Below are 20640 nucleotides of genomic sequence, written 5' to 3'. Positions count from 1 at the left end.
TCCTAGGCGTGTTTGGCGTCGAGGCGTGCCTGTTTTTCCAGCTTCTGGCGAATGCGCTGGCGCTTCAACGGCGACAGGTAATCGACAAACAGCTTACCGGCCAGATGGTCCATCTCATGCTGAATGCAGATGGACAACAGCTCATCGGCGTCCTGGGTAAAGGTGTCGCCATTGCGATCCTGAGCGGTGATGGTCACGGTCTCATGACGATCCACTTTGGCATAGATGCCGGGTACCGACAGGCAGCCTTCTTCATTGCTGAAGCTGCCTTGTTGGTTGGACAGGCTGGGGTTGATGAAGACCATCGGCTTGGATTTGTCCTCGGAGTGATCCATCACGATCACCTGAACGTGGCGGTCCACCTGGGTGGCGGCCAGACCAATGCCTTTCTCTTCGTACATGGTGTCCAGCATGTCATCGATCAATTGCTGCAGGCTGTCATCAAATTCGGTTACCGGCTTGGCAACGGTACGCAGGCGCTCGTCTGGGAAACGCAAGACTTCCATAATGGCCATGGTTTATCTCATCTTCAAAATCGTAAAAACACTCAACCTGTCTATATTTAGGTTGTCATTGGCCTAATTTTAACTGTTTGGCGACGCCTTTAACAGGCACAGACCGAGTGGTTAATGATCGACAAGGATGTTCGATGCCCCAATTGCTGCTGATGTTGCTGTTGTTGTTCTCACCCATAGCGTGTTCTCAGGCTCTTTTTTTACGATCCGATTTCCCGCACACCTATACCGTTAAGCAGGGAGATACCCTGTGGGACATTGCCGGCCTCTATCTGGATGATCCCTGGAGGTGGCCACAGTTATGGCAAATCAATCCGGCCATTGCCAACCCGCACCTGATTTACCCCGGTGATCGATTGACCATGACGCTGGTAAATGGCCAACCCAGGTTGAGGGTAAGCAGAGCCGGTGTGTCGCCGTCTCAACCCATTAAACTGCTGCCGTTCTCCCGGCTACGGCCATTTCTTCAACGGGTCACCGTCGTGGACCCGCCATTGCTGGAGCCTGGCAGTCGGGTGGTGGGGGCCAGTCGCGACGGGTTGCGCTATGTCGAGGGTGACACGCTGTACAGTTCAGAGCCGCTGGTGGCGGGGCAGAGTTATGGGGTGTATCGGCAGCGCCAGTCTCTGCGAGACCCTGAGTCTGGGCAGATGCTGGGCACCGAACTGGTGCTGGCGGCCTCCGGCGTGGCTCAGGCCGATGGTCAAGGACTGATGCTGACTCACAGTCGCCTCGAAGCCGCTTCCCAGGCACCGCTGTATGCGCTGGCCCCTCAGTTAGAGGCGCCGCTGTTCTTTCATCTCGGTGCGGCGCCGGCGACATTAGAGGCACAAATTATCGCCAGTCCTCAACAGATGCGGGAGATGGGGCCTGGGGAGTTGCTCTACCTCAACAAAGGGACTCAAGACGGGGCCCGGCCTGGTCAAGTGCTGTTTGCCTATCATCGCCGCCCATTGCCGGATCAGCGAACTGTCATGGTCTACCGGGGTAGGGTGGTGTTGGCTGAGTGTTTTCAGCGGGTGTGCCTGGCGGTGGTGACCTCGGCTCGGCATCCTCTGAGGCTGACTGACTGGTTGTTACCGCCATCGCCGGAGTCTGGTTATGCCCAATACTCTGACTGATTGGGCGGCATTGATGATGGCACCGCGGTTGGGGTTGATGAAAACCCTGTCGTTGCTGCAGTTGGCATCGCCCTCGGTATTGCGCCAGTGGGCATTGGCGGGGGATCTGCCGGGAGTAAGCCCTGCCACGGCTCAGCAGCTTGGGTATCCGAATATGGCCAGAATCGATGCCTTACTGGCGTGGGCAGAGCAACCCGGGCAGCACATTTTGCCGTTGGATCACCCGGACTACCCTCAGGCTCTGAAGCAGATTGCCGATCCGCCGTTAATGCTGTTTGTTCAGGGGCAGCTGGCGGCACTGCAGGGGCCGGCACTGGCGATGGTGGGCAGTCGTCGGGCGACGGTGGCGGCCAAGGAGCGCACGCTGCAATGGGCGGAGCAGTTGGCTTCCCTCGGGTGGGTGATCGTCAGCGGATTGGCGGAAGGTGTGGATGCGCAGGCACATCGGGGCGCATTGCGCAGCGGGTTCACGGTGGCAGTGGTGGGATCTGGTCTGAATCACTGCTATCCCCGTATTCATACTGCATTGGCTGAGCAGATTCGTGAGCGAGGAGCCATGGTGTCGTCATTTTTACCTTGGCAGCGCCCCAGGCGGGAGTTTTTCCCCCAGCGCAACCGCATCGTCAGCGGCTTGAGCTACGGCACCGTGGTGATGGAGGCGGGCATAAAGTCTGGGTCGCTGATCACCGCCAGGCTCGCCGCCGAGCAGGGACGGGAGGTGTTTGCAGTACCCGGGTCGGTGGACAATCCCGGCTGTGAAGGCGGGCATTATTTGATTAAACAGGGTGCCAAACTGGTGGATGACCCGGTCGATATCTATGAAGAGTTGCTGCCCATGGGGGTTGCACCAGCGATCGAGCCCGTGGTGAAGGCAGGTTCCGAGTTGCCTTTGCCGAAGTTGTTGGATAGTGTGGGTTATGAGGCCACTCCAGTAGATGTAGTGGTTGCTCGGAGCGATTTACCAGTAGATGTTGTGCTTGAACAGCTGTTAATGCTGGAGTTAGAGGGTCGGATAGCACAAGTGTCCGGCGGTTACATCCGGCTTAGGGGAGGGTAACGCATGTTTGACATACTGATGTACCTATTTGAGACCTATGTCCAAAGCGATGTTGAGCTGTTATTGGATCGTGAAGAGCTAACAGAGGAGCTAAGCAGGGCGGGCTTCAGAACCGAGGAGATTGGCAAAGCGCTGGTGTGGATAGAGAAGCTGGCGGATCTGCAGGACGGTGATGACAAGCCCTATCTGTACACCACTCCGATGCGCAGTGTGCGAGTGTATACCGACGCCGAGCAGAGGCAGTTGGACACCGGTTGTCGCGGGTTCCTGTTGTTCCTTGAGCAGGTGCAGGTGCTCAGCGGTGAGACTCGAGAGATGGTCATCGACCGGGTGATGGAGCTCGAAGGGGAGCCTCTGAGCCTGGATGACTTGAAGTGGGTGGTGTTGATGGTGTTGTTCAACGCCCCGGGCAACGATGATGCCTACCGGCAGATGGAAGACCTGGTGTTTGAACAACCCGAGGGTCTGATTCACTGACCGCGCTGGATGTGCGTGACTCGAAAAGGGCAGCCAGAGCTGCCCTTTTTCATGCCTGTCAGATGTGCAGGTGGCTGTCGTCCAGCGCCAGGTGCGCGGGTTTAAGGTAGTCGCGATAGGCGTAACGATTCTGCTTGCGGGGCGTCGGCCCCATCGTTTCCACGGGGAGGGTCTCCTGGGGCAATGCATCGACCAGGCCTTGCAACCAGTGGTTGTAAGCCGCTTGGTGCTTGGCTGCCAAGGTGGTTAATCCCTGTTGATATCCCTCAAAGTCATCGCTTTTGAGTGCCTGGCCCAGTTGCTGCAGCCCGTCTCGGTCGTATTCGCACAGGTAACGCACAACCAGGTAGCTCCAGCGGTAGGTCATGTCCAGGCCGTCGTGGTACTCGGTGTTGAAGATCGCTTCCAGGCTGGGCCAGCTGTCGCTGCCATAATCCCGGGCCAGCGTCAGTGCCTGATCGTTATCATGGCCTTTGGAAACGTATTCGGCCATGCCTTCGGCCCACCAGACCTGCTTGCTGGCAAAGTGGCCAAAATCGCCATACTTAACGTAGCGCCCGTCCAGGTAGTGAACGTACTCGTGGTTGAGGTTCCAGACTTGAAATTCTGACGTCAGCCACCAGGCCCGATAGGCGTAGAAGGTGGCTTGGTTGCCAGGCATCTGAGAGTTGCCTTCGATGTACATACCGCCGTTGTCGGTAGCGATGTCGTACAACAACTGACCGTAAGCGTTGTATTGACTCCAGTTTTTAAATACCACCACCTTGAGGGCCTGGTTCTGATCGCCGGGTACCGGCTCGCGCATGGTGGCCAGCAGCTCATGAAACTCGGACTCCTGTGAGGTGAGTCTGTTGCAGGTTTGGGCCAATTCTCGCGGCGTCAGGTCCTGAGTGCGGATGAACAGGCTATCGGAGCATCGATGCTCGATGGGGAGAATCTCAGACTCGTCCGGCAGGCGGCACAGGTTGGCAAACTGGCCGGTACAGCCTTCCATGCCGTAGAACGCGTTGACCAGAAACCCCAAAGTAAAGGCATCTTTACCGGCATCGCCGCGTTGGCTGACGTCAGACTCGGCGATCTGGGTAACGCTTTGCTCCAGCTGTGGCCATTGTGCTTGGGGTTGATTCAGTTGCCACTGGGCCAGTGCCCAGTAGGCATTTTTCAATGGCCAGTCCCCAGAAGGGCGGCGGGCGCCATCGCTGGCGGCAAACTGCAACAGTGCCTGATCCAGGCCGGTTGCCAGCAGAGCCTGCTTTAATGGGCACTCTGGGGACTCCCGCCGAACTGAGTCCAGCAACAAACCGGCGCTGCGAATCAACTCCCACAAGGCGTAGTCTTGAACCATCGAGGGGTTGTCGATTTGCTCAAACTCTGCCAGAAGCCTTATCTGGCTTTGTGGCAGCGACCCCAGGTCACGACCGAGACCGTTTTGAGCGTAATAGCGATACAGCAATACGCTCCATTGCTCAATCAGGGCTGGAGTAGTGCGGTCGAGATTCTGGCCCAGGGTTTCCATGGCGGAGTGAAACGCGTCGGATTGGGGCTGGTCGATAAAGTCGATGTCGGCGTAATAGCTGTAGGCTCGCAGATACTGCATCTGATTGAGCAGGGCATCGTGATGCTGCTCCGGCTGAGCGACCAGTTGCGAAAAGGTGGCGATGGTCGTGGCCAACTGATGATCGTTGATGACCTCGGCATTGCCTCTGTTCGCCAGCGACAGATCCACCAAATCCGGCGCGGGGGCCTGGGTGGCACAACCACTGAGGGCTGCCAGGGTCAGTAGGCTCAGAGTGAAAGTTCTGAGTGTCATCATCAGTCGCTCCTGTATATTGGGGTATACAACATCCTGAGTGGCTCACCGAATCGCAAACTCCGTGCCCCCCGGCTTGGGCACTGGTACTATATCAACGACGAAGTTATTGTCGATTATTGTTCATTTTTTGTGCGGAAAAGTGTGACGTGAGTAGAATTGATACCGGTTTATTCAATGCCCATGAGCATGCTTTGGAGCGAGAGTTCGAGGTGTGTCCCCAGTGTGGCTCCGAGTTGCACATCCTCCATGGCAAGCGTGGACAATTTCTCGGCTGCCAGAGTTATCCGGGCTGCAGCTACAGCCGTCCTCTGACTCATCAGGAGGTTGGCATTATCGAGGTGATGGAGGATCAGTTGTGTCCCGAGTGCGAGCGGCCATTGGCGCTGAAGTCGGGTCGCTATGGCATCTACATCGGCTGTACGGGTTATCCTGAGTGCAGTTTTATTGTGCGGGAAGAGGAGCCGCAGACCGACATTACCTGCCCCGAGTGCCGCAAAGGGCAACTGGTGGCGCGCTCTGGACGCACCGGAAAAACCTTTTATGGATGTAACGCTTACCCTAAATGTAAGTATGTGGTGAACGAGCCTCCTCACCCGCAAACTTGCCCGGATTGTGGCTGGAAAATTCTGGTGGAAAAACGGATTCGGGGAGAATTGAGGTTAATTTGTCCACAACGAGCCTGTAAATATCGGGGGGAAGCGATATAATCGCCGGCGAAGTACCCTACCCATAATAAAACGGTATAAAAAGGAAGTACCCGATGACTACACCCTTTGTCGCAGTGCTGATGGGATCGGATTCCGATCTGCCCGTCATGCAATCCACCCTGGACGTACTGTCCAGCTTTGATATTCCCTTTGAAGTGAAAGTGACTTCGGCTCACCGAACTCCGGCAGCGACCCACGCCTATGTGCATGGTGCCGAAGAGCGCGGCTGTAAAGTCTTCATCTGCGCCGCCGGTCTGGCTGCGCACCTGGCTGGCGCGGTTGCCGGTATCACCACTCGTCCGGTGATTGGCGTGCCGATCGATGCGGGCCCGCTGCAGGGGCACGATGCGCTGCTGTCCACCGTGATGATGCCTGGTGGCGTGCCGGTTGCCACCGTGGCCATCGGTAAGGCTGGTGCCAAGAACGCCGGTTACCTGGCGGCTCAGATGCTGGCGGTTGCCAGTGATGAGATGGCTGAGCGCGTGAAGGCAGATCGTCAGAAGAACGCCGAAGCGGTGATGGCCAAAGACGCGGCGCTGCAGGAAAAGCTGGGGCGCTAAGCAGTATGAGTGAACGCGTTACCCTTGCCCAGGGGGCTGAATTGGTGCGTAACGGCGGCGTGATTGCGTATGCCACCGAAGCGGTGTTTGGCCTGGGGTGCGATCCCGATAATCGAGACGCGGTAATGCGTTTGCTGGCCATCAAACAGCGGCCGGTAGAGAAAGGCTTAATTCTGCTGGCCGCAGATTTTGATCAGTTGCGCCCCTATGTGGATGAGTCGGCGCTGTCTGCCGAGCAACTGAGCCGAATGTTTGATAGCTGGCCCGGCCCGTTTACCTGGGTGGTGCCAGCGAAAGCCGGAGTTCCGAATTGGATTTCCGGCAAATTTGATTCCATTGCGGTACGAGTGACCGCCCATCCCGAAGCGGCCGAACTGGCGCGCTTATCTGGAAAACCTCTCATCTCTACCAGTGCGAACCTAAGCGGTCAGGCGCCAGGGCGCAGTGTGTCGGAGGTACAATCGTGTTTAACGGGCTTGTTGGACGGGGTTGTTGACAGCACAACAGGAGCGGCATTGTCGCCCTCTACCATTCGAGACGCCATCAGTGGCGACATACTGCGCGGCAATTGATGCCCCAAAGAGGGATCCATGGATCAACGGATTGAACAGGTAAAACAGTTTTTGCTGTCACTGCAAGACAGCATTTGTCAGAGTCTGGAAACCGCCGATGGTGATGCTCATTTTCAGCAGGATCAGTGGCAACGTGCTCAGGGCGGCGGAGGCCGCAGCCGGGTGCTGACAGACGGAGCCGTGTTTGAGCAGGCCGGGGTTAATTTCTCCCACGTCTTTGGCGACAAGATGCCGGCCTCGGCGACGGCCCAGCGACCGGAGCTTGAGGGCTGCCATTTTCAGGCCATGGGGGTGTCGTTGGTGATTCACCCCAAGAACCCGCATATTCCCACCTCCCATGCCAATGTTCGCTTCTTTATCGCTCAGAAAGAGGGGGCAGACCCCATCTGGTGGTTCGGTGGCGGCTTCGATCTGACTCCCTATTACGGCTACGACGACGACGTGCTGCACTGGCACCGGGTGGCTAATACGCTGTGCCAACCATTTGGTGATGACGTGTATCCGCGATACAAAGCATGGTGCGATAGCTATTTCTTCCTCAAACACCGCGATGAAACCCGTGGTGTGGGCGGATTGTTTTTCGATGATCTGAATCAGCCCGGGTTTGAGGACAGCTTTGCCTTTATGCGAGCGGTGGGCGAGGGTTTCATTCCCGCTTACGTCCCCATTGTCGAACGTCGCAAGGCCACCCCTTATACCGAGGCGCAGCGTCAGTTTCAGCTGTATCGACGTGGCCGTTACGTTGAGTTTAATCTGGTGTATGACCGAGGCACCCTGTTTGGGCTGCAATCCGGCGGCAGAACGGAGTCGATTCTGATGTCGATGCCACCGTTGGTACGGTGGCAGTATCAATATGCACCTGAGGATGGGACTGAAGAAGCGCGGTTGTACCGTGATTACCTGCGGCCCCGGGATTGGCTGGCGGAGCTCGGCTAATCCTCTTCCACATTGCGCATGTGGTCGGCCAGAGAGATCAGGGCCTTCAGTATGGCCTGGCGGCCCTGCTTGTGTGACACCGTGTCATTCAGGGCTCGCCGCATGCAATCCAGCCATTGATCACGTTGCTGGCGGTCGACCCTAAAGCTCAGATGCCTCGCTCGTAATCTTGGGTGGCCATAGGCCTGCTCAAACAACGGCGGCCCCCCTAGCCAGCCTGATAAAAACATTCTCAACTTCTCGGCGCTGTCACTTAAATCCTGAGGGTGCTGCTGGCGTAGCGCCTGGTACTTAGGATCCTCATCCATCAGTTGATAGAAACGGGTCGACAGCGCACGGATCACCGCTTCGCCACCGACAGCATCATAGGCATTAGAATCTTGAGCATTTCCTTGCTTGGCGCCCAGTTTGCGGCGTATAACAGATAGCATCGAACCTCCTTTTACAATGACAGCATCAATGGACAGATACGCCGTATTCGGCCATCCCATCAATCACAGTAAGTCGCCGCTGATCCATCGGGAGTTTGCCCGTCAGACTCAGCAGACGCTCAGCTACGAAGCGATTCTAGCACCCCTGGATCAATTTCCTCAGACCCTGGCTCAATTTCATCAGCAAGGGGGGAGGGGGGCGAATGTGACCCTACCGTTCAAGCAGCAGGCGGCGGAGCTGTGTGACCGGTTGAGCGAACGGGCCCGACTGGCCGGGGCGGTCAATACCCTGTATTGGCAGGACGGCACGCTCTGCGGGGACAATACCGATGGCGAGGGGTTGGTGCGGGATCTGCGTCATCATGGCATTGAGTTGGCGGGGCGGGATATTTTGGTACTGGGGGCTGGTGGTGCGGTCAGAGGCGTCTTGCCGGAACTGTTGGCGATGGCTCCTCGAAAGATTGTGGTCGCCAATCGCACTGCGTCCAAAGCTGAGTCCCTGGCGAAGGCATTTCATTCCCTGGGCCAGATAGAGGGCGGCGGCTATGCTGACATAGAGGGGCAGTTTGATGTGATCATCAATGGCACCTCGGCATCGCTGGCTGCGGCCATGCCCCCGGTCGATCCCAAGGTCGTGAAACCGACAAGTTGGTGTTACGACATGGCTTACGGTGATAAACCCACCATTTTCCAGCAGTGGGCCGAGCGAGCGGGAGCCGAAGGGCAGCTGGCCGGTCTGGGAATGCTGGTGAATCAGGCCGCGGTCAGTTTCGAACTCTGGACCGGGAAAGCGCCGGATCCGGCATCGGTGCATGAGTTGTTGTTGCAGCAATTGAGGCAAACATCATGAATCAACAAATCCTGTTTAATGACCAGTTGTCGGTAGACTGGCAGCAACAGTGGTTAGAGTTTACGGCGATGGTTGCAGGCCAGCGGGTTGGCTGTTTCATCGCTTTGCCAACTCTGGCGCATTTGAGTGATACCGAAATCGGTAATGAGGAACAGGCGATTCAGGCGTTTGAACGGCTCAGGTTTGATCTGGAAGAGGAGGCCGAGACTTTGATCGAGGAGGAGAACTTCGATGCCCAGGGGCGCATCTGGTTGCACCACCCGGCCATCTGAGCAGGTTTTAAATCTCGACCTTTGCGCTAGGCCTGACTCAGGTATTCGTTTTTTAGTTTTACATAGTTGGCAGCGGAAACGGCCAGAAACGCCAGTTCTTTGTCATTAAGAGGGCGAGCCTGCTTGGCCGGACTGCCGACATACAGGTAGCCGGATTGCAGGGTTTTCCCTGGTGGTACCAAACTGCCAGCCCCCAGAATCACATCGTCCTCTATGACCGCGCCATCGAGGACGATGGCGCCCATACCCACCAATACCCGGTTGCGAATGGTGCAGCCGTGCAGCATGGCTTTGTGTCCCACAGTGACGTCTTCCCCAATGATCAATGGGTAGCCGTCGGGGTTGGCATCGCTGCGACGGGTAACATGGAGAACGCTGCCATCCTGAACGTTGCTGCGAGCGCCAATGGTGATTTGGTTAACATCGCCCCGGGCGGCCACTAGAGGCCAGATGCTGGCGTCGTCATAGAGGGTGATGTCGCCGTAGAGAATGGCGCTGGGATCCACAAAGGCGGTATCGGCCAGGGTGGGGGTGATTCCTGAAAACGGTTTTATGGCCATGGCTAGCTCCCTAAATGCCCAAATTGATTACTTTATCACTGTGCGAGTCGGTTTTCTGAACAAACAGATGTAAAGCACCATATTAGCCCTTGCCAGCGCAAATTAACCCCCTATAATGCGCCTCCATCGACACGGCAAACGGCGTAAAACGCTTGCTTGGTCGAAGAGTTCGAGTCAGAAACGAGTTTCTCAAATTAGTTTTGAAAAAATCACTTGACTTGAACGCTGGGAAGCGTATCATTCGCATCCCGCTACGGACGAAAATTCGTGGCTGTTCTTTAACAATTAGTCAGACAATCTGTGTGGGCACTCGCGCAGGATTGATATCTCATATATCAATGTTGCACTGAGTGACTATAACAAGTTAATTCAGTAATTCATTGAGTCGAAGTTTTCGGACTTCAAAAAACTTTTTAATTGAAGAGTTTGATCATGGCTCAGATTGAACGCTGGCGGCAGGCCTAACACATGCAAGTCGAGCGGAAACGACAACAAAGATTCTTCGGATGATTTGTTGGGCGTCGAGCGGCGGACGGGTGAGTAATGCTTAGGAATTTGCCCAGTCGAGGGGGATAACCATTGGAAACGATGGCTAATACCGCATACGCCCTACGGGGGAAAGAGGGGGATGCTTTTGCACCTTTCGCGATTGGATAAGCCTAAGTGAGATTAGCTAGTTGGTGGGGTAAAGGCTCACCAAGGCGACGATCTCTAGCTGGTTTGAGAGGATGATCAGCCACACTGGAACTGAGACACGGTCCAGACTCCTACGGGAGGCAGCAGTGGGGAATATTGCACAATGGGCGCAAGCCTGATGCAGCCATGCCGCGTGTATGAAGAAGGCCTTCGGGTTGTAAAGTACTTTCAGCGAGGAGGAAAGGTTAGTAGTTAATACCTGCTAGCTGTGACGTTACTCGCAGAAGAAGCACCGGCTAACTCCGTGCCAGCAGCCGCGGTAATACGGAGGGTGCGAGCGTTAATCGGAATTACTGGGCGTAAAGCGCATGCAGGCGGTTGATTAAGCGAGATGTGAAAGCCCCGGGCTTAACCTGGGAACTGCATTTCGAACTGGTCAACTAGAGTCTTGTAGAGGGAGGTAGAATTTCAGGTGTAGCGGTGAAATGCGTAGAGATCTGAAGGAATACCAGTGGCGAAGGCGGCCTCCTGGACAAAGACTGACGCTCAGATGCGAAAGCGTGGGGAGCAAACAGGATTAGATACCCTGGTAGTCCACGCCGTAAACGATGTCTATTAGGAGTCTGTGCCCTTGAGGCGTGGGTTCCAAAGCTAACGCATTAAATAGACCGCCTGGGGAGTACGGCCGCAAGGTTAAAACTCAAATGAATTGACGGGGGCCCGCACAAGCGGTGGAGCATGTGGTTTAATTCGATGCAACGCGAAGAACCTTACCATCTCTTGACATCCACGGAAGCTTGGGGAGACCCGAGTGTGCCTTCGGGAACCGTGAGACAGGTGCTGCATGGCTGTCGTCAGCTCGTGTTGTGAAATGTTGGGTTAAGTCCCGCAACGAGCGCAACCCTTGTCCTTAGTTGCCAGCACGTAATGGTGGGAACTCTAGGGAGACTGCCGGTGATAAACCGGAGGAAGGTGGGGACGACGTCAAGTCATCATGGCCCTTACGAGATGGGCTACACACGTGCTACAATGGTCGGTACAAAGGGTTGCCAGCTAGCGATAGTGAGCCAATCCCATAAAGCCGGTCGTAGTCCGGATTGGAGTCTGCAACTCGACTCCATGAAGTCGGAATCGCTAGTAATCGTAGATCAGAATGCTACGGTGAATACGTTCCCGGGCCTTGTACACACCGCCCGTCACACCATGGGAGTGGGCTGCAAAAGAAGTGGGTAGTTTAACCGTTCGCGGAGGACGCTCACCACTTTGTGGTTCATGACTGGGGTGAAGTCGTAACAAGGTAGCCCTAGGGGAACCTGGGGCTGGATCACCTCCTTACGAAATAGATACGGTTTTGCGTTGAGTGTTCACACAGATTGTCTGACGAAAGTAAAGATTCGATGGGTCTGTAGCTCAGTTGGTTAGAGCGCACCCCTGATAAGGGTGAGGTCGGTAGTTCAAATCTACTCAGACCCACCAATTCCTTTTTGGAATTGGCATCGAGACCAAGATTTGGGGCTATAGCTCAGTTGGGAGAGCGCCTGCTTTGCACGCAGGAGGTCTGCGGTTCGACCCCGCATAGCTCCACCACTCTCTTAGTTAGAAATCGAATCAAAGAATGGCAAGAGGCCAAAGCTAAATTGAAGAATTTATCTTTGGCTTTTTTTGAGCCTCGGCTCACTAAAACCATGCTCTTTAACAATTTGGACAAGCTGATAAATTTCTCGAGATATTTGCAATTTTTGCAAGTGCCTTGAATATCTGGCGATAAATTAACGTATTGGTTGTTTAATCGATTAATACAAACTCAAAATCCGGTATTGCGCCGAGATTTGGTTTCCAGTTGAGAAGAAGCTTGAGCGAGCAAGGGAGTTAACGTCCGTTAATGACCGCCGCGAGCGAAAGGTTCGACGAAAAATGGGAAGCAAAGATCAAGCAAGACCCATTGGGGTTGTATGGTTAAGTGACTAAGCGTACACGGTGGATGCCTAGGCAGTCAGAGGCGATGAAGGACGTAGTAACTTGCGATAAGCGATGATTAGGCAGTAACAGCCACTTGAGTCATCGATTTCCGAATGGGGAAACCCGGCCACGTAAGTGGTCACTGTGCACTGAATACATAGGTGTATGGAGCGAACCAGGGGAACTGAAACATCTAAGTACCCTGAGGAAAAGAAATCAATTGAGATTCCCTAAGTAGCGGCGAGCGAACGGGGATTAGCCCTTAAGCGTAGAGGGTGTTAGTGGAACGGTCTGGAAAGTCCGGCGATACAGGGTGATAGCCCCGTACACGAAAACTAACTTTGCGTGAAATCGAGTAGGACGGGACACGTGATATCTTGTCTGAACATGGGGGGACCATCCTCCAAGGCTAAATACTCCTGACTGACCGATAGTGAACCAGTACCGTGAGGGAAAGGCGAAAAGAACCCCTGTGAGGGGAGTGAAATAGAACCTGAAACCGTGTACGTACAAGCAGTGGGAGCCGACTTGTTCGGTGACTGCGTACCTTTTGTATAATGGGTCAGCGACTTACATTTTGTAGCGAGGTTAACCGCATAGGGGAGCCGTAGGGAAACCGAGTCTTAACTGGGCGAATGAGTTGCAAGGTGTAGACCCGAAACCCGGTGATCTATCCATGAGCAGGTTGAAGGTTGGGTAACACCAACTGGAGGACCGAACCCACTAATGTTGCAAAATTAGGGGATGACTTGTGGATAGGGGTGAAAGGCCAATCAAACCGGGAGATAGCTGGTTCTCCTCGAAAGCTATTTAGGTAGCGCCTCGTATCTCACCATTGGGGGTAGAGCACTGTTAAGGCTAGGGGGTCATCCCGACTTACCAACCCTTTGCAAACTCCGAATACCAATGAGTGCAATTACGGGAGACACACGGCGGGTGCTAACGTCCGTCGTGGAGAGGGAAACAACCCAGACCGCCAGCTAAGGTCCCAAAGTTCTAGTTAAGTGGGAAACGATGTGGAAAGGCTCAGACAGCCAGGATGTTGGCTTAGAAGCAGCCATCATTTAAAGAAAGCGTAATAGCTCACTGGTCGAGTCGGTCTGCGCGGAAGATGTAACGGGGCTAAACTAGACACCGAAGCTGCGGATGCACACTTGTGTGCATGGTAGAGGAGCGTTCTGTAAGCGGTTGAAGGTGTGTCGAGAGGCATGCTGGACGTATCAGAAGTGCGAATGCTGACATGAGTAACGTTAAAGCGGGTGAAAAACCCGCTCGCCGGAAGACCAAGGGTTCCTGTCCAACGTTAATCGGGGCAGGGTGAGTCGACCCCTAAGGCGAGGCCGAAAGGCGTAGTCGATGGGAAACGGGTTAATATTCCCGTACTTCTTCTTACTGCGATGGAGTGACGGAGAAGGCTAGGCCAGCGCACTATCGGATGTGCGTTTAAGGTTGTAGGCTGTGTGTTTAGGCAAATCCGGACACACATTAGGCTGAGAGCTGATGACGAGGTGCTACGGCACTGAAGTGGTTGATGCCATGCTTCCAGGAAAAACTTCTAAGCTTCAGGTAAGAAGGAATCGTACCCCAAACCAACACTGGTGGTCAGGTAGAGAATACCAAGGCGCTTGAGAGAACTCGGGTGAAGGAACTAGGCAAAATGGTACCGTAACTTCGGGAGAAGGTACGCCGCTGACGGTGATGGGACTTGCTCCCTAAGCTGTTGGCGGTCGCAGATACCAGGTGGCTGCAACTGTTTATCAAAAACACAGCACTGTGCAAACTCGTAAGAGGACGTATACGGTGTGACGCCTGCCCGGTGCCGGAAGGTTAATTGATGGGGTTACTCTTCGGAGGAAGCTCTTGATCGAAGCCCCGGTAAACGGCGGCCGTAACTATAACGGTCCTAAGGTAGCGAAATTCCTTGTCGGGTAAGTTCCGACCTGCACGAATGGCGTAATGATGGCCACGCTGTCTCCACCCGAGACTCAGTGAAATTGAAATTGCGGTGAAGATGCCGTATACCCGCGGCTAGACGGAAAGACCCCGTGAACCTTTACTACAGCTTGGCACTGAACATTGACCCTACATGTGTAGGATAGGTGGGAGGCTTTGAAACCATGTCGCTAGATGTGGTGGAGCCGACCTTGAAATACCACCCTTGTAGTGTTGATGTTCTAACTTAGGCCCCTGAATCGGGGTTGAGGACAGTGCCTGGTGGGTAGTTTGACTGGGGCGGTCTCCTCCCAAAGAGTAACGGAGGAGCACGAAGGTTGGCTAAGTATGGTCGGACATCATACGGTTAGTGCAATGGCATAAGCCAGCTTAACTGCGAGACAGACACGTCGAGCAGGTACGAAAGTAGGTCATAGTGATCCGGTGGTTCTGCATGGAAGGGCCATCGCTCAACGGATAAAAGGTACTCCGGGGATAACAGGCTGATACCGCCCAAGAGTTCATATCGACGGCGGTGTTTGGCACCTCGATGTCGGCTCATCACATCCTGGGGCTGAAGTCGGTCCCAAGGGTATGGCTGTTCGCCATTTAAAGTGGTACGCGAGCTGGGTTCAGAACGTCGTGAGACAGTTCGGTCCCTATCTGCCGTGGGCGTTTGAGAATTGAGAGGAGCTGCTCCTAGTACGAGAGGACCGGAGTGGACGAACCTCTGGTGTTCCGGTTGTCACGCCAGTGGCATTGCCGGGTAGCTAAGTTCGGAATCGATAACCGCTGAAAGCATCTAAGCGGGAAGCGAGCCTCAAGATGAGTTCTCACTGGGACTTTAAGTCCCCTGAAGGGCCGTGGAAGACTACCACGTTGATAGGCAAGGTGTGTAAGCGTTGTGAGGCGTTGAGCTAACTTGTACTAATGACCCGTGAGGCTTAACCATACAACACCCAATGGGTTTTGATATCCCAGATAGTTAAGCGCTTGCAAGAATGCAAACGAGAAAGTCAGCTTGTGCGAATTGAACAGTTTTTGTCTGACGACAATAGCGCTGTGGCCCCACCTGATCCCATGCCGAACTCAGAAGTGAAACACAGTAGCGCCGATGGTAGTGTGGGAGTTCCCATGTGAGAGTAGGTCATCGTCAGACTCCCTTTTAGAGAATCGATACGTCGGTTGTCTACACAGATTGTGCGGAGTGGTAGTTCAGTTGGTTAGAATACCGGCCTGTCACGCCGGGGGTCGCGGGTTCGAGTCCCGTCCACTCCGCCAACACTTAAGAAACCCAGCTTAATAGCTGGGTTTTTTGCTATCTACCGCTCCCAAAAACTGCTGCGCAGTTTGGTCGCGTGCCGAGTGTCGGACCATCGAGTCCATCCACTCCGCCAACACTTTGAAGAAGCCCTGACCTAACGGTCGGGGCTTTTTTCGTTTCTGCGGTTTGAAAAAATGCACCGCGCCGATCAGTCGTCACCAATCTGACCCAATAGCACCGTCGCCCTTGTGAACGCGAGGGCCCAGTGATGTGATGGACGCCCCCCTACGATACGGCGTCAAATGCGCCAGAATTAAGTTGCGAAACATAATTCCCAGAGGAGCGTCCATCATGTCTATTAAAGCCATTGGAATCGATTTAGCCAAGAGTGTTTTTCAGGTATGTGTTCTGCAGGAGGATGGTTCAATCCTATGGAACCGCAAGGTCAAAAGGGAGAAGTTGCTTCATACCCTGCGCAACTTTCCTGCTAAAACGTTGGTGGCCATGGAGTCTTGTGCCCGCTCCCACTATTGGGGAAGGCGGCTTGAGCAGGCTGGCTATCAGGTGAAGCTCATCCCCGCGCAACACGTTAAGCCGATGGTGTCAGCGCAGAAGAATGATGCCAACGATGCGTTAGCTATCTGCGAAGCGGCGTTCCGGCCGAAGCTGCACTCGGTTCCCATAAAGACCGTCGAGCAGCAAGACATAAAGGCTTTGCGCTGCGTTCGGCAGAGGATGGTTGAATACCGAACCGCCCTTGCTTGTCAGATGCGCGGCTTAGCAGGGGAGTATGGGGTGAACTTCGGCACAGGGATAAAGGTGCTGAGGAAAGAGCTCCCAGACACGATAGAGGACGGTGATAACGACCTGAGTGTTGTCATGCGGGGGTTATTGTTGAGAATGCAGAGCGAACTAAAGGCTCTGGATGAGGAAATCAAAGCCCTAGAGCAGGATATTCATCAGTTGTGTAAACAGCAGCCTCGATATCAATTGCTGCAGGGCATCCCCGGATTCGGTCCTATAGTTGCGGCGGCTTTCGTCAGTGAAGTGGGTGATGGTCTTCAGTTCTCTAATGGCCGGCAGTTGTCGGCTTGGTGCGGCCTGGTTCCCAAGCAGCGGAGTACCGGAGGCAAGACCCGGTTAGGCAGCATCACCAAGGCCGGGAATAAGCAGTTGAGGGTGTTGCTGATACACGGAGCGAGAGCGGTATTTGCTCATGTGGCGAAACGAAATGACAGACTGGGGCGATGGCTGAACAAGCTAATAGTGCGCCGAGGTAAGCGTAAAGCGATAGTGGCGTTAGCGAACAAGCTGGCGCGTATAGCCTGGAGCATGACGGTCAGTGGCAACAAGTTTGAACTGACCCATGCGTTTGCAGTAACCAAGTAGTTAAGCTCCCTGAAGCTAGGGAGGTGCAGTGAGTGCCGCGTAACCTGAGTTTGCAAACCTTGATGAACAAACGGTAATCCGGCCTGGCAAGAGCCTGAAATAAGACCGACAGTAAATGTCGTCCCAGCGTGTAGGCTGCCAGGTTCGGACCACATTATGGCGCTACCTCGAGAAGGTAAAACAGACGCCGGATATACGTCCGCAAACCGACCTCATCAAAGTCTTGCAGTTGCAGGGGCGTCCATATATGTCTTGGTTTTGAGTAAGGTGAAGAAAAGCCACTGGGTACTCGCGTGCGCGGGCACGACGGAGGTTATTTGAAGGTGGGTTGTAACGGTTAGCTCCGAACGTTGAGGCGGGCTCGGTAGCAAGTGTTCCACAACACCCAAAACGTGTCGCCCTTGCGAACGCGAGGGCTCAGTGTCTTTGGTTTTGAGTATGGTGAATGAAAGCCACTGGGTACCCGCGTGCGCGGGCACGACCGAGGGATGGTTGAGGTTGGTGTGAAAGCGAATAGCCATGAGCTTTGCCGAACCACTTTAACGGCCCGACTACCACAAACTCAACTACTAGCACCGTCGTCCTTGCGAACGCGAGGGGCCAGTGTCTTTGGCTCTAAAACGTAAGCCGCTGGATTCTCGCCTGCGCAAGAATGACGAAAGGCACAGCCACTGGGTACCCGCGTGCGCGGGCACGACGGAGGGTGGTTGCAGTTGCTGTGGTAACGATCTGCAGCGAGCTTTGTCGAGAGCGGGACAATAGAAAAGGGAGCCTTGAGGCTCCCTTGGTCATTGTTTTTGCTTTTCGGCGGCTTTACGGCGAGCGCATTGGCTGGCGCCGGCAGGCGGCTTTTCAGGTATTGGCCGCCGCTTATCTAGCAGGTGTTGAATTGCTTCAATGGGGTGCCGGTACAGCATCCTTGGCCCTGAGTAGATCATTGCTTGCCTAGCCTGCTGCCTGGGCTCGGGTTTGTAGCAGTGGATTGGGCATCGAGCACAATCCGGTTTGCTTTCACCGTAAGGGCAGCGATCTAACTTTTGCTCGGCGTAATTCAGCAATGACAGGCAATCCTGGCACAAACCATTGGTTTTCAGATCCGACTGGCAATGGCTGCTGCAGTATATCTGCAGCATGTGCTTGATGGTCTTATGCTCTTTGGCGAGTCGGCCGGTCAACAAAGAGTGGCTCATTGAAACAGCTCCAAAGAGGGCACTCAGTGCCCTCACTAATAATCGATTATGCGGTGGCCAACTTCTTGGCGCGTTTTGCTGACCAACTGGCTTTTACCATACCGAATAGGAACATGGCGATAAACATGCCGCCGATGGCAAACAAAATGTCACCGGGGACGCGCAACCAGACAAACTGTCTCACCAGTTCGCTTTGCAGTACTTCTGGAGAGCGGGCAAACCAGTATCCGCTGTCAATGGCGGCAAAGAACTGGATGATACCCACTGGCAGCAGTGACATCACCAGCATTGCCATCAATCCGATGTTCATTGACCAGAAAGCCCACTTCAGTAAGTTGTGATTCCAGCCTCGCCCTTTGCTCAGCCCCATTAGGCAGAACAGCATCAGTCCAATTCCCAGCATGCCATAGACTCCCATGAAGGCGCCATGACCGTGGGCGGCGGTGGTGTTCAGGCCTTGTACGTAATACAGAGAAATGGGGGGGTTGATCAAGAAGCCCAGCATGCCGGCGCCAAACATATTCCAGAAGGCGGTGGCAACGAAGAACATGATGGCCCATTTATAGTTGCTCATCCAACTGCTGGCGTTGCGCAGTCGATATTGTTCATAAGCTTCAAAGCCAATCAGTGCCAGTGGTACCACTTCCAGAGCGGAGAAAATCGAACCCCAGGCCAGTACCGACGTCGGAGTACCGGTGAAATACCAGTGGTGGGCTGTGCCGATGATGCCGCCGGACAGGAAAATAAGGGTCGCAAACAGTACGGCGCTGTTGGCGCTGCGGGCGCGGATCAATCCAAGACGAACGAACATCAAGGCGATAACGGCGGTAGCGAAGGTCTCGAAGAAACCTTCAACCCATAGGTGAACAACCCACCAGCGCCAGTATTCAGCCATGGCCAAGTTAGTGTGCTTGCCCATCATCAGACCGGCACCGTAGAACAGACCGATGGCGACCACGGAGATGTACAGCAACCAGATAACGGGCTTGTGGTCGTTTTCTTGTTTCAATGCCGGGCGGATGGCAGCGGTGACCAGCACCAGCCAGATCAGCAGACCGACCATCAGTAACATTTGCCAGAAACGGCCAAGATCGACGTACTCGTGCCCCTGATGTCCGAACCAGTAGCTGATATCAATATCCAGGACCTGTTGTACGGCGAACCACTCACCGGCCATGGAACCCAGCACCACAATCAGCAGTGCAACCCATAGTAGGTTAACGCCCAGCTTTTGCCATTTGGGCTCGCGTCCGCCGGATAAAGCCGGGGCGATATACAGGCCAGTCGCCAGCCACAGGGTGGCGATCCAGAATACGGCCAGCTGGGTATGCCAGGTACGAGTCAGTGAATAAGGCAGGATCTCAGACAGCGGAATGCCATAGAACTGCTGGCCCTCAACCGCGTAGTGAGCGGTGATGCCCCCCAGCACGATTTGCAGCATAAACAGACCAATCGCAGTGAGGAAATACTTGCCGACCGCCTTTTGTGATGGGGTTGGCTGGTGACTGAAAATGGGATCTTCTTTTGCTGGCGTCGGCAGAGGATCGTGTTTCAGTGTCGAGTGATACCAGGCCAGTGCGGCAACACCAAAGATCAGTACAACGACTGACAGGATGGACCAAACCGTGATGGAGGAGGTGGGGGTGTTGTCTACCAGTGGCTCATGGGGCCAGTTGTTGGTGTAGGAGACACCGGACTGGTCAGGGCGATCGGTGGCCGTTGCCCATGCGCTCCAGAAAATAAAGCTGGTGAGGTTTTGGCGTCGGGTCAAGTCCGGCAGGGTGCCCTCTTTCATTGCGTACTGCTCACGCAGAGGCTGCATCTTTGGATCGTCGCCAAACAGGGCTACGTAGTGTTGCTGTACCTGCTGTATGGCGGCCATGCGGGTTTCGGAGATCGTCAGGGTTCCGGTGTTGGCGTCATAGCGATTGGTGCGAATGTCTCGTTTGAGCAACGCCTGCAGTCCGGCTTGTTGGTCGATGCTCAACTGTTCGTATTCCTGGCCAAACTGCTTTTTGGCGCGTATGGAGAGCCAAGCCACTAATTCACGGTGCAGCCAGTCGGCACTCCAGTCCGGTGCCACGTAGGAGCCGTGCCCCCAGATGGAGCCGAGTTGGTGTCCGCCCATAGACCGCCATGCCATCTGACCGTCCTGGATTTGTTGCTCGGTGAATAGGGGGGTGCCAGTGTCACTGACTACCTGTGCAGGAATGGGCGGCATTTCACGGTAGGTGCTGCTGCCCATGGAAAGTAACACAGTAAAGGAGGCGAGGCAGGATAATACCAAGGCCCAAAGGATGATTTTTTGTCGACTCATAGCCGTACCCATTGCGTTTGTATTGTGGTGATTGAAAACTGCAACCCTTTAAGTTGCAATCCAAATGCATCTTTATGGTTTT

16 protein-coding genes, 3 tRNA genes and 3 rRNA genes are annotated in these 20640 nt (G+C 54.6%); 16 read left to right on the top strand and 6 right to left on the bottom strand.

Translation table 11 applies throughout. From position 1 onward, the window contains the following. Positions 1-2: 2 nt before the first annotated feature. Positions 3-515: a peptide deformylase gene (def, locus tag J8Z22_RS22015; protein WP_028113170.1), complete on the bottom strand. Its 513-nt coding sequence runs from the start codon at positions 513-515 to the stop codon at positions 3-5. A 134-nt stretch (positions 516-649) separates the two neighbouring features. On the opposite strand from def, the gene J8Z22_RS22010 reads away from it, so the two are divergent. From J8Z22_RS22010 to J8Z22_RS22000, 3 genes are read left to right on the top strand one after another with little or no spacing between them, the layout of a single operon-like run. Further along, entirely contained in the window at positions 650-1636 is a 987-nt protein-coding gene (locus tag J8Z22_RS22010; protein ID WP_252008215.1) for a LysM peptidoglycan-binding domain-containing protein, read from the top strand. Next, positions 1617-2693, top strand: a complete 1077-nt coding sequence (gene dprA, locus J8Z22_RS22005) for a DNA-processing protein DprA (RefSeq protein ID WP_252008213.1) — start codon at positions 1617-1619, stop codon at positions 2691-2693. Before J8Z22_RS22010 ends, dprA begins: the two co-directional genes overlap by 20 nt. Positions 2694-2696: 3 nt before the next feature. Further along, the gene (locus tag J8Z22_RS22000; protein ID WP_028113167.1) at positions 2697-3170 is read left to right on the top strand and encodes a DUF494 family protein; all 474 of its coding nucleotides are present in this window, start codon (positions 2697-2699) and stop codon (positions 3168-3170) included. 58 nt (positions 3171-3228) lie between these two features. Here J8Z22_RS22000 and J8Z22_RS21995 read toward each other — a convergent pair whose 3' ends face one another. Further along, positions 3229-4983 (bottom strand): collagenase, encoded by a 1755-nt coding sequence (locus J8Z22_RS21995; RefSeq protein ID WP_252008211.1) that lies wholly within the window; start codon positions 4981-4983, stop codon positions 3229-3231. Positions 4984-5129: 146 nt separating this feature from the next. On the opposite strand from J8Z22_RS21995, the gene J8Z22_RS21990 reads away from it, so the two are divergent. From J8Z22_RS21990 to hemF, 4 genes are read left to right on the top strand one after another with little or no spacing between them, the layout of a single operon-like run. Then, entirely contained in the window at positions 5130-5690 is a 561-nt protein-coding gene (locus tag J8Z22_RS21990) for a type I DNA topoisomerase (protein ID WP_084144433.1), read from the top strand. 53 nt (positions 5691-5743) lie between these two features. Next, positions 5744-6250, top strand: coding sequence for a 5-(carboxyamino)imidazole ribonucleotide mutase (gene purE / locus J8Z22_RS21985; protein ID WP_028113164.1), 507 nt, complete (start codon positions 5744-5746; stop codon positions 6248-6250). Positions 6251-6255: 5 nt separating this feature from the next. Further along, complete coding sequence (locus J8Z22_RS21980) at positions 6256-6822, top strand: L-threonylcarbamoyladenylate synthase (RefSeq protein WP_028113163.1); 567 nt, start codon at positions 6256-6258, stop codon at positions 6820-6822. Between the two features lie 18 nt (positions 6823-6840). After that, positions 6841-7758, top strand: coding sequence for an oxygen-dependent coproporphyrinogen oxidase (hemF, locus tag J8Z22_RS21975; RefSeq protein ID WP_028113162.1), 918 nt, complete (start codon positions 6841-6843; stop codon positions 7756-7758). On the opposite strand, the gene J8Z22_RS21970 is transcribed toward hemF, so the two are convergent. After that, on the bottom strand, positions 7755-8189 hold the full coding sequence (locus tag J8Z22_RS21970; RefSeq protein WP_028113161.1) for a group II truncated hemoglobin: 435 nt from the start codon (positions 8187-8189) through the stop codon (positions 7755-7757). The two genes, hemF and J8Z22_RS21970, sit on opposite strands and share 4 nt — an antisense overlap. Before the next feature lie 28 nt (positions 8190-8217). Between J8Z22_RS21970 and aroE the strand changes: the two genes are divergently transcribed. Together aroE and J8Z22_RS21960 are read left to right on the top strand one after the other, a co-directional pair. After that, entirely contained in the window at positions 8218-9039 is an 822-nt protein-coding gene (aroE, locus tag J8Z22_RS21965) for a shikimate dehydrogenase (protein WP_028113160.1), read from the top strand. Beyond that, positions 9036-9311: a DUF1488 domain-containing protein gene (locus tag J8Z22_RS21960; RefSeq protein ID WP_028113159.1), complete on the top strand. Its 276-nt coding sequence runs from the start codon at positions 9036-9038 to the stop codon at positions 9309-9311. Before aroE ends, J8Z22_RS21960 begins: the two co-directional genes overlap by 4 nt. Positions 9312-9337: 26 nt before the next feature. Here the strand turns inward: J8Z22_RS21960 and J8Z22_RS21955 are convergent, their stop codons facing one another. Continuing rightward, entirely contained in the window at positions 9338-9871 is a 534-nt protein-coding gene (locus J8Z22_RS21955; RefSeq protein WP_028113158.1) for a gamma carbonic anhydrase family protein, read from the bottom strand. Between the two features lie 414 nt (positions 9872-10285). On the opposite strand from J8Z22_RS21955, the gene J8Z22_RS21950 reads away from it, so the two are divergent. The 7 genes from J8Z22_RS21950 (at position 10286) to J8Z22_RS21920 (ending at position 17051) form a co-directional block, all read left to right on the top strand. Continuing rightward, positions 10286-11842 (top strand): 16S ribosomal RNA (locus J8Z22_RS21950). A gap of 64 nt (positions 11843-11906) precedes the next feature. Then, a tRNA-Ile gene (locus J8Z22_RS21945) sits at positions 11907-11983 on the top strand. Between the two features lie 35 nt (positions 11984-12018). Then, positions 12019-12094, top strand: a tRNA-Ala gene (locus J8Z22_RS21940). A 367-nt stretch (positions 12095-12461) separates the two neighbouring features. Further along, positions 12462-15350 (top strand): 23S ribosomal RNA (locus J8Z22_RS21935). A gap of 92 nt (positions 15351-15442) precedes the next feature. Continuing rightward, positions 15443-15557 (top strand): 5S ribosomal RNA (rrf, locus tag J8Z22_RS21930). Together the 16S, 23S and 5S rRNA genes with 3 tRNA genes alongside form the textbook arrangement of a ribosomal RNA operon. A 45-nt stretch (positions 15558-15602) precedes the next feature. Continuing rightward, positions 15603-15679 (top strand) — tRNA-Asp (locus J8Z22_RS21925). Between the two features lie 334 nt (positions 15680-16013). Then, positions 16014-17051: an IS110 family transposase gene (locus tag J8Z22_RS21920; protein ID WP_252008209.1), complete on the top strand. Its 1038-nt coding sequence runs from the start codon at positions 16014-16016 to the stop codon at positions 17049-17051. Positions 17052-17839: 788 nt separating this feature from the next. Here J8Z22_RS21920 and J8Z22_RS21915 read toward each other — a convergent pair. After that, positions 17840-18241: a nitrous oxide-stimulated promoter family protein gene (locus J8Z22_RS21915; RefSeq protein WP_252008207.1), complete on the bottom strand. Its 402-nt coding sequence runs from the start codon at positions 18239-18241 to the stop codon at positions 17840-17842. A 46-nt stretch (positions 18242-18287) separates the two neighbouring features. Continuing rightward, positions 18288-20558 (bottom strand): nitric-oxide reductase large subunit, encoded by a 2271-nt coding sequence (locus J8Z22_RS21910; protein ID WP_252008205.1) that lies wholly within the window; start codon positions 20556-20558, stop codon positions 18288-18290. Positions 20559-20640: the final 82 nt, after the last annotated feature.

It is taken from the genome of Ferrimonas sp. SCSIO 43195, assembly GCF_023716685.1.
Taxonomy (GTDB): domain Bacteria; phylum Pseudomonadota; class Gammaproteobacteria; order Enterobacterales; family Shewanellaceae; genus Ferrimonas; species Ferrimonas kyonanensis.
Note: the sequence above shows the minus strand (reverse complement) of the source record. Positions and strands in the feature narration are given on the sequence as shown.

Bases quoted from the DNA above. Each gene is read 5' to 3' on its own strand.
- def (WP_028113170.1), bottom strand. From the start codon at position 515: ATGGCCATTATGGAAGTCTTGCGTTTCCCAGACGAGCGCCTGCGTACC.
- J8Z22_RS22010 (WP_252008215.1), top strand. From the start codon at position 650: ATGCCCCAATTGCTGCTGATGTTGCTGTTGTTGTTCTCACCCATAGCG.
- dprA (WP_252008213.1), top strand. From the start codon at position 1,617: ATGCCCAATACTCTGACTGATTGGGCGGCATTGATGATGGCACCGCGG.
- J8Z22_RS22000 (WP_028113167.1), top strand. From the start codon at position 2,697: ATGTTTGACATACTGATGTACCTATTTGAGACCTATGTCCAAAGCGAT.
- J8Z22_RS21995 (WP_252008211.1), bottom strand. From the start codon at position 4,983: ATGATGACACTCAGAACTTTCACTCTGAGCCTACTGACCCTGGCAGCC.
- purE (WP_028113164.1), top strand. From the start codon at position 5,744: ATGACTACACCCTTTGTCGCAGTGCTGATGGGATCGGATTCCGATCTG.
- J8Z22_RS21980 (WP_028113163.1), top strand. From the start codon at position 6,256: ATGAGTGAACGCGTTACCCTTGCCCAGGGGGCTGAATTGGTGCGTAAC.
- hemF (WP_028113162.1), top strand. From the start codon at position 6,841: ATGGATCAACGGATTGAACAGGTAAAACAGTTTTTGCTGTCACTGCAA.
- J8Z22_RS21970 (WP_028113161.1), bottom strand. From the start codon at position 8,189: ATGCTATCTGTTATACGCCGCAAACTGGGCGCCAAGCAAGGAAATGCT.
- aroE (WP_028113160.1), top strand. From the start codon at position 8,218: ATGGACAGATACGCCGTATTCGGCCATCCCATCAATCACAGTAAGTCG.
- J8Z22_RS21960 (WP_028113159.1), top strand. From the start codon at position 9,036: ATGAATCAACAAATCCTGTTTAATGACCAGTTGTCGGTAGACTGGCAG.
- J8Z22_RS21955 (WP_028113158.1), bottom strand. From the start codon at position 9,871: ATGGCCATAAAACCGTTTTCAGGAATCACCCCCACCCTGGCCGATACC.
- J8Z22_RS21920 (WP_252008209.1), top strand. From the start codon at position 16,014: ATGTCTATTAAAGCCATTGGAATCGATTTAGCCAAGAGTGTTTTTCAG.
- J8Z22_RS21915 (WP_252008207.1), bottom strand. From the start codon at position 18,241: ATGAGCCACTCTTTGTTGACCGGCCGACTCGCCAAAGAGCATAAGACC.
- J8Z22_RS21910 (WP_252008205.1), bottom strand. From the start codon at position 20,558: ATGAGTCGACAAAAAATCATCCTTTGGGCCTTGGTATTATCCTGCCTC.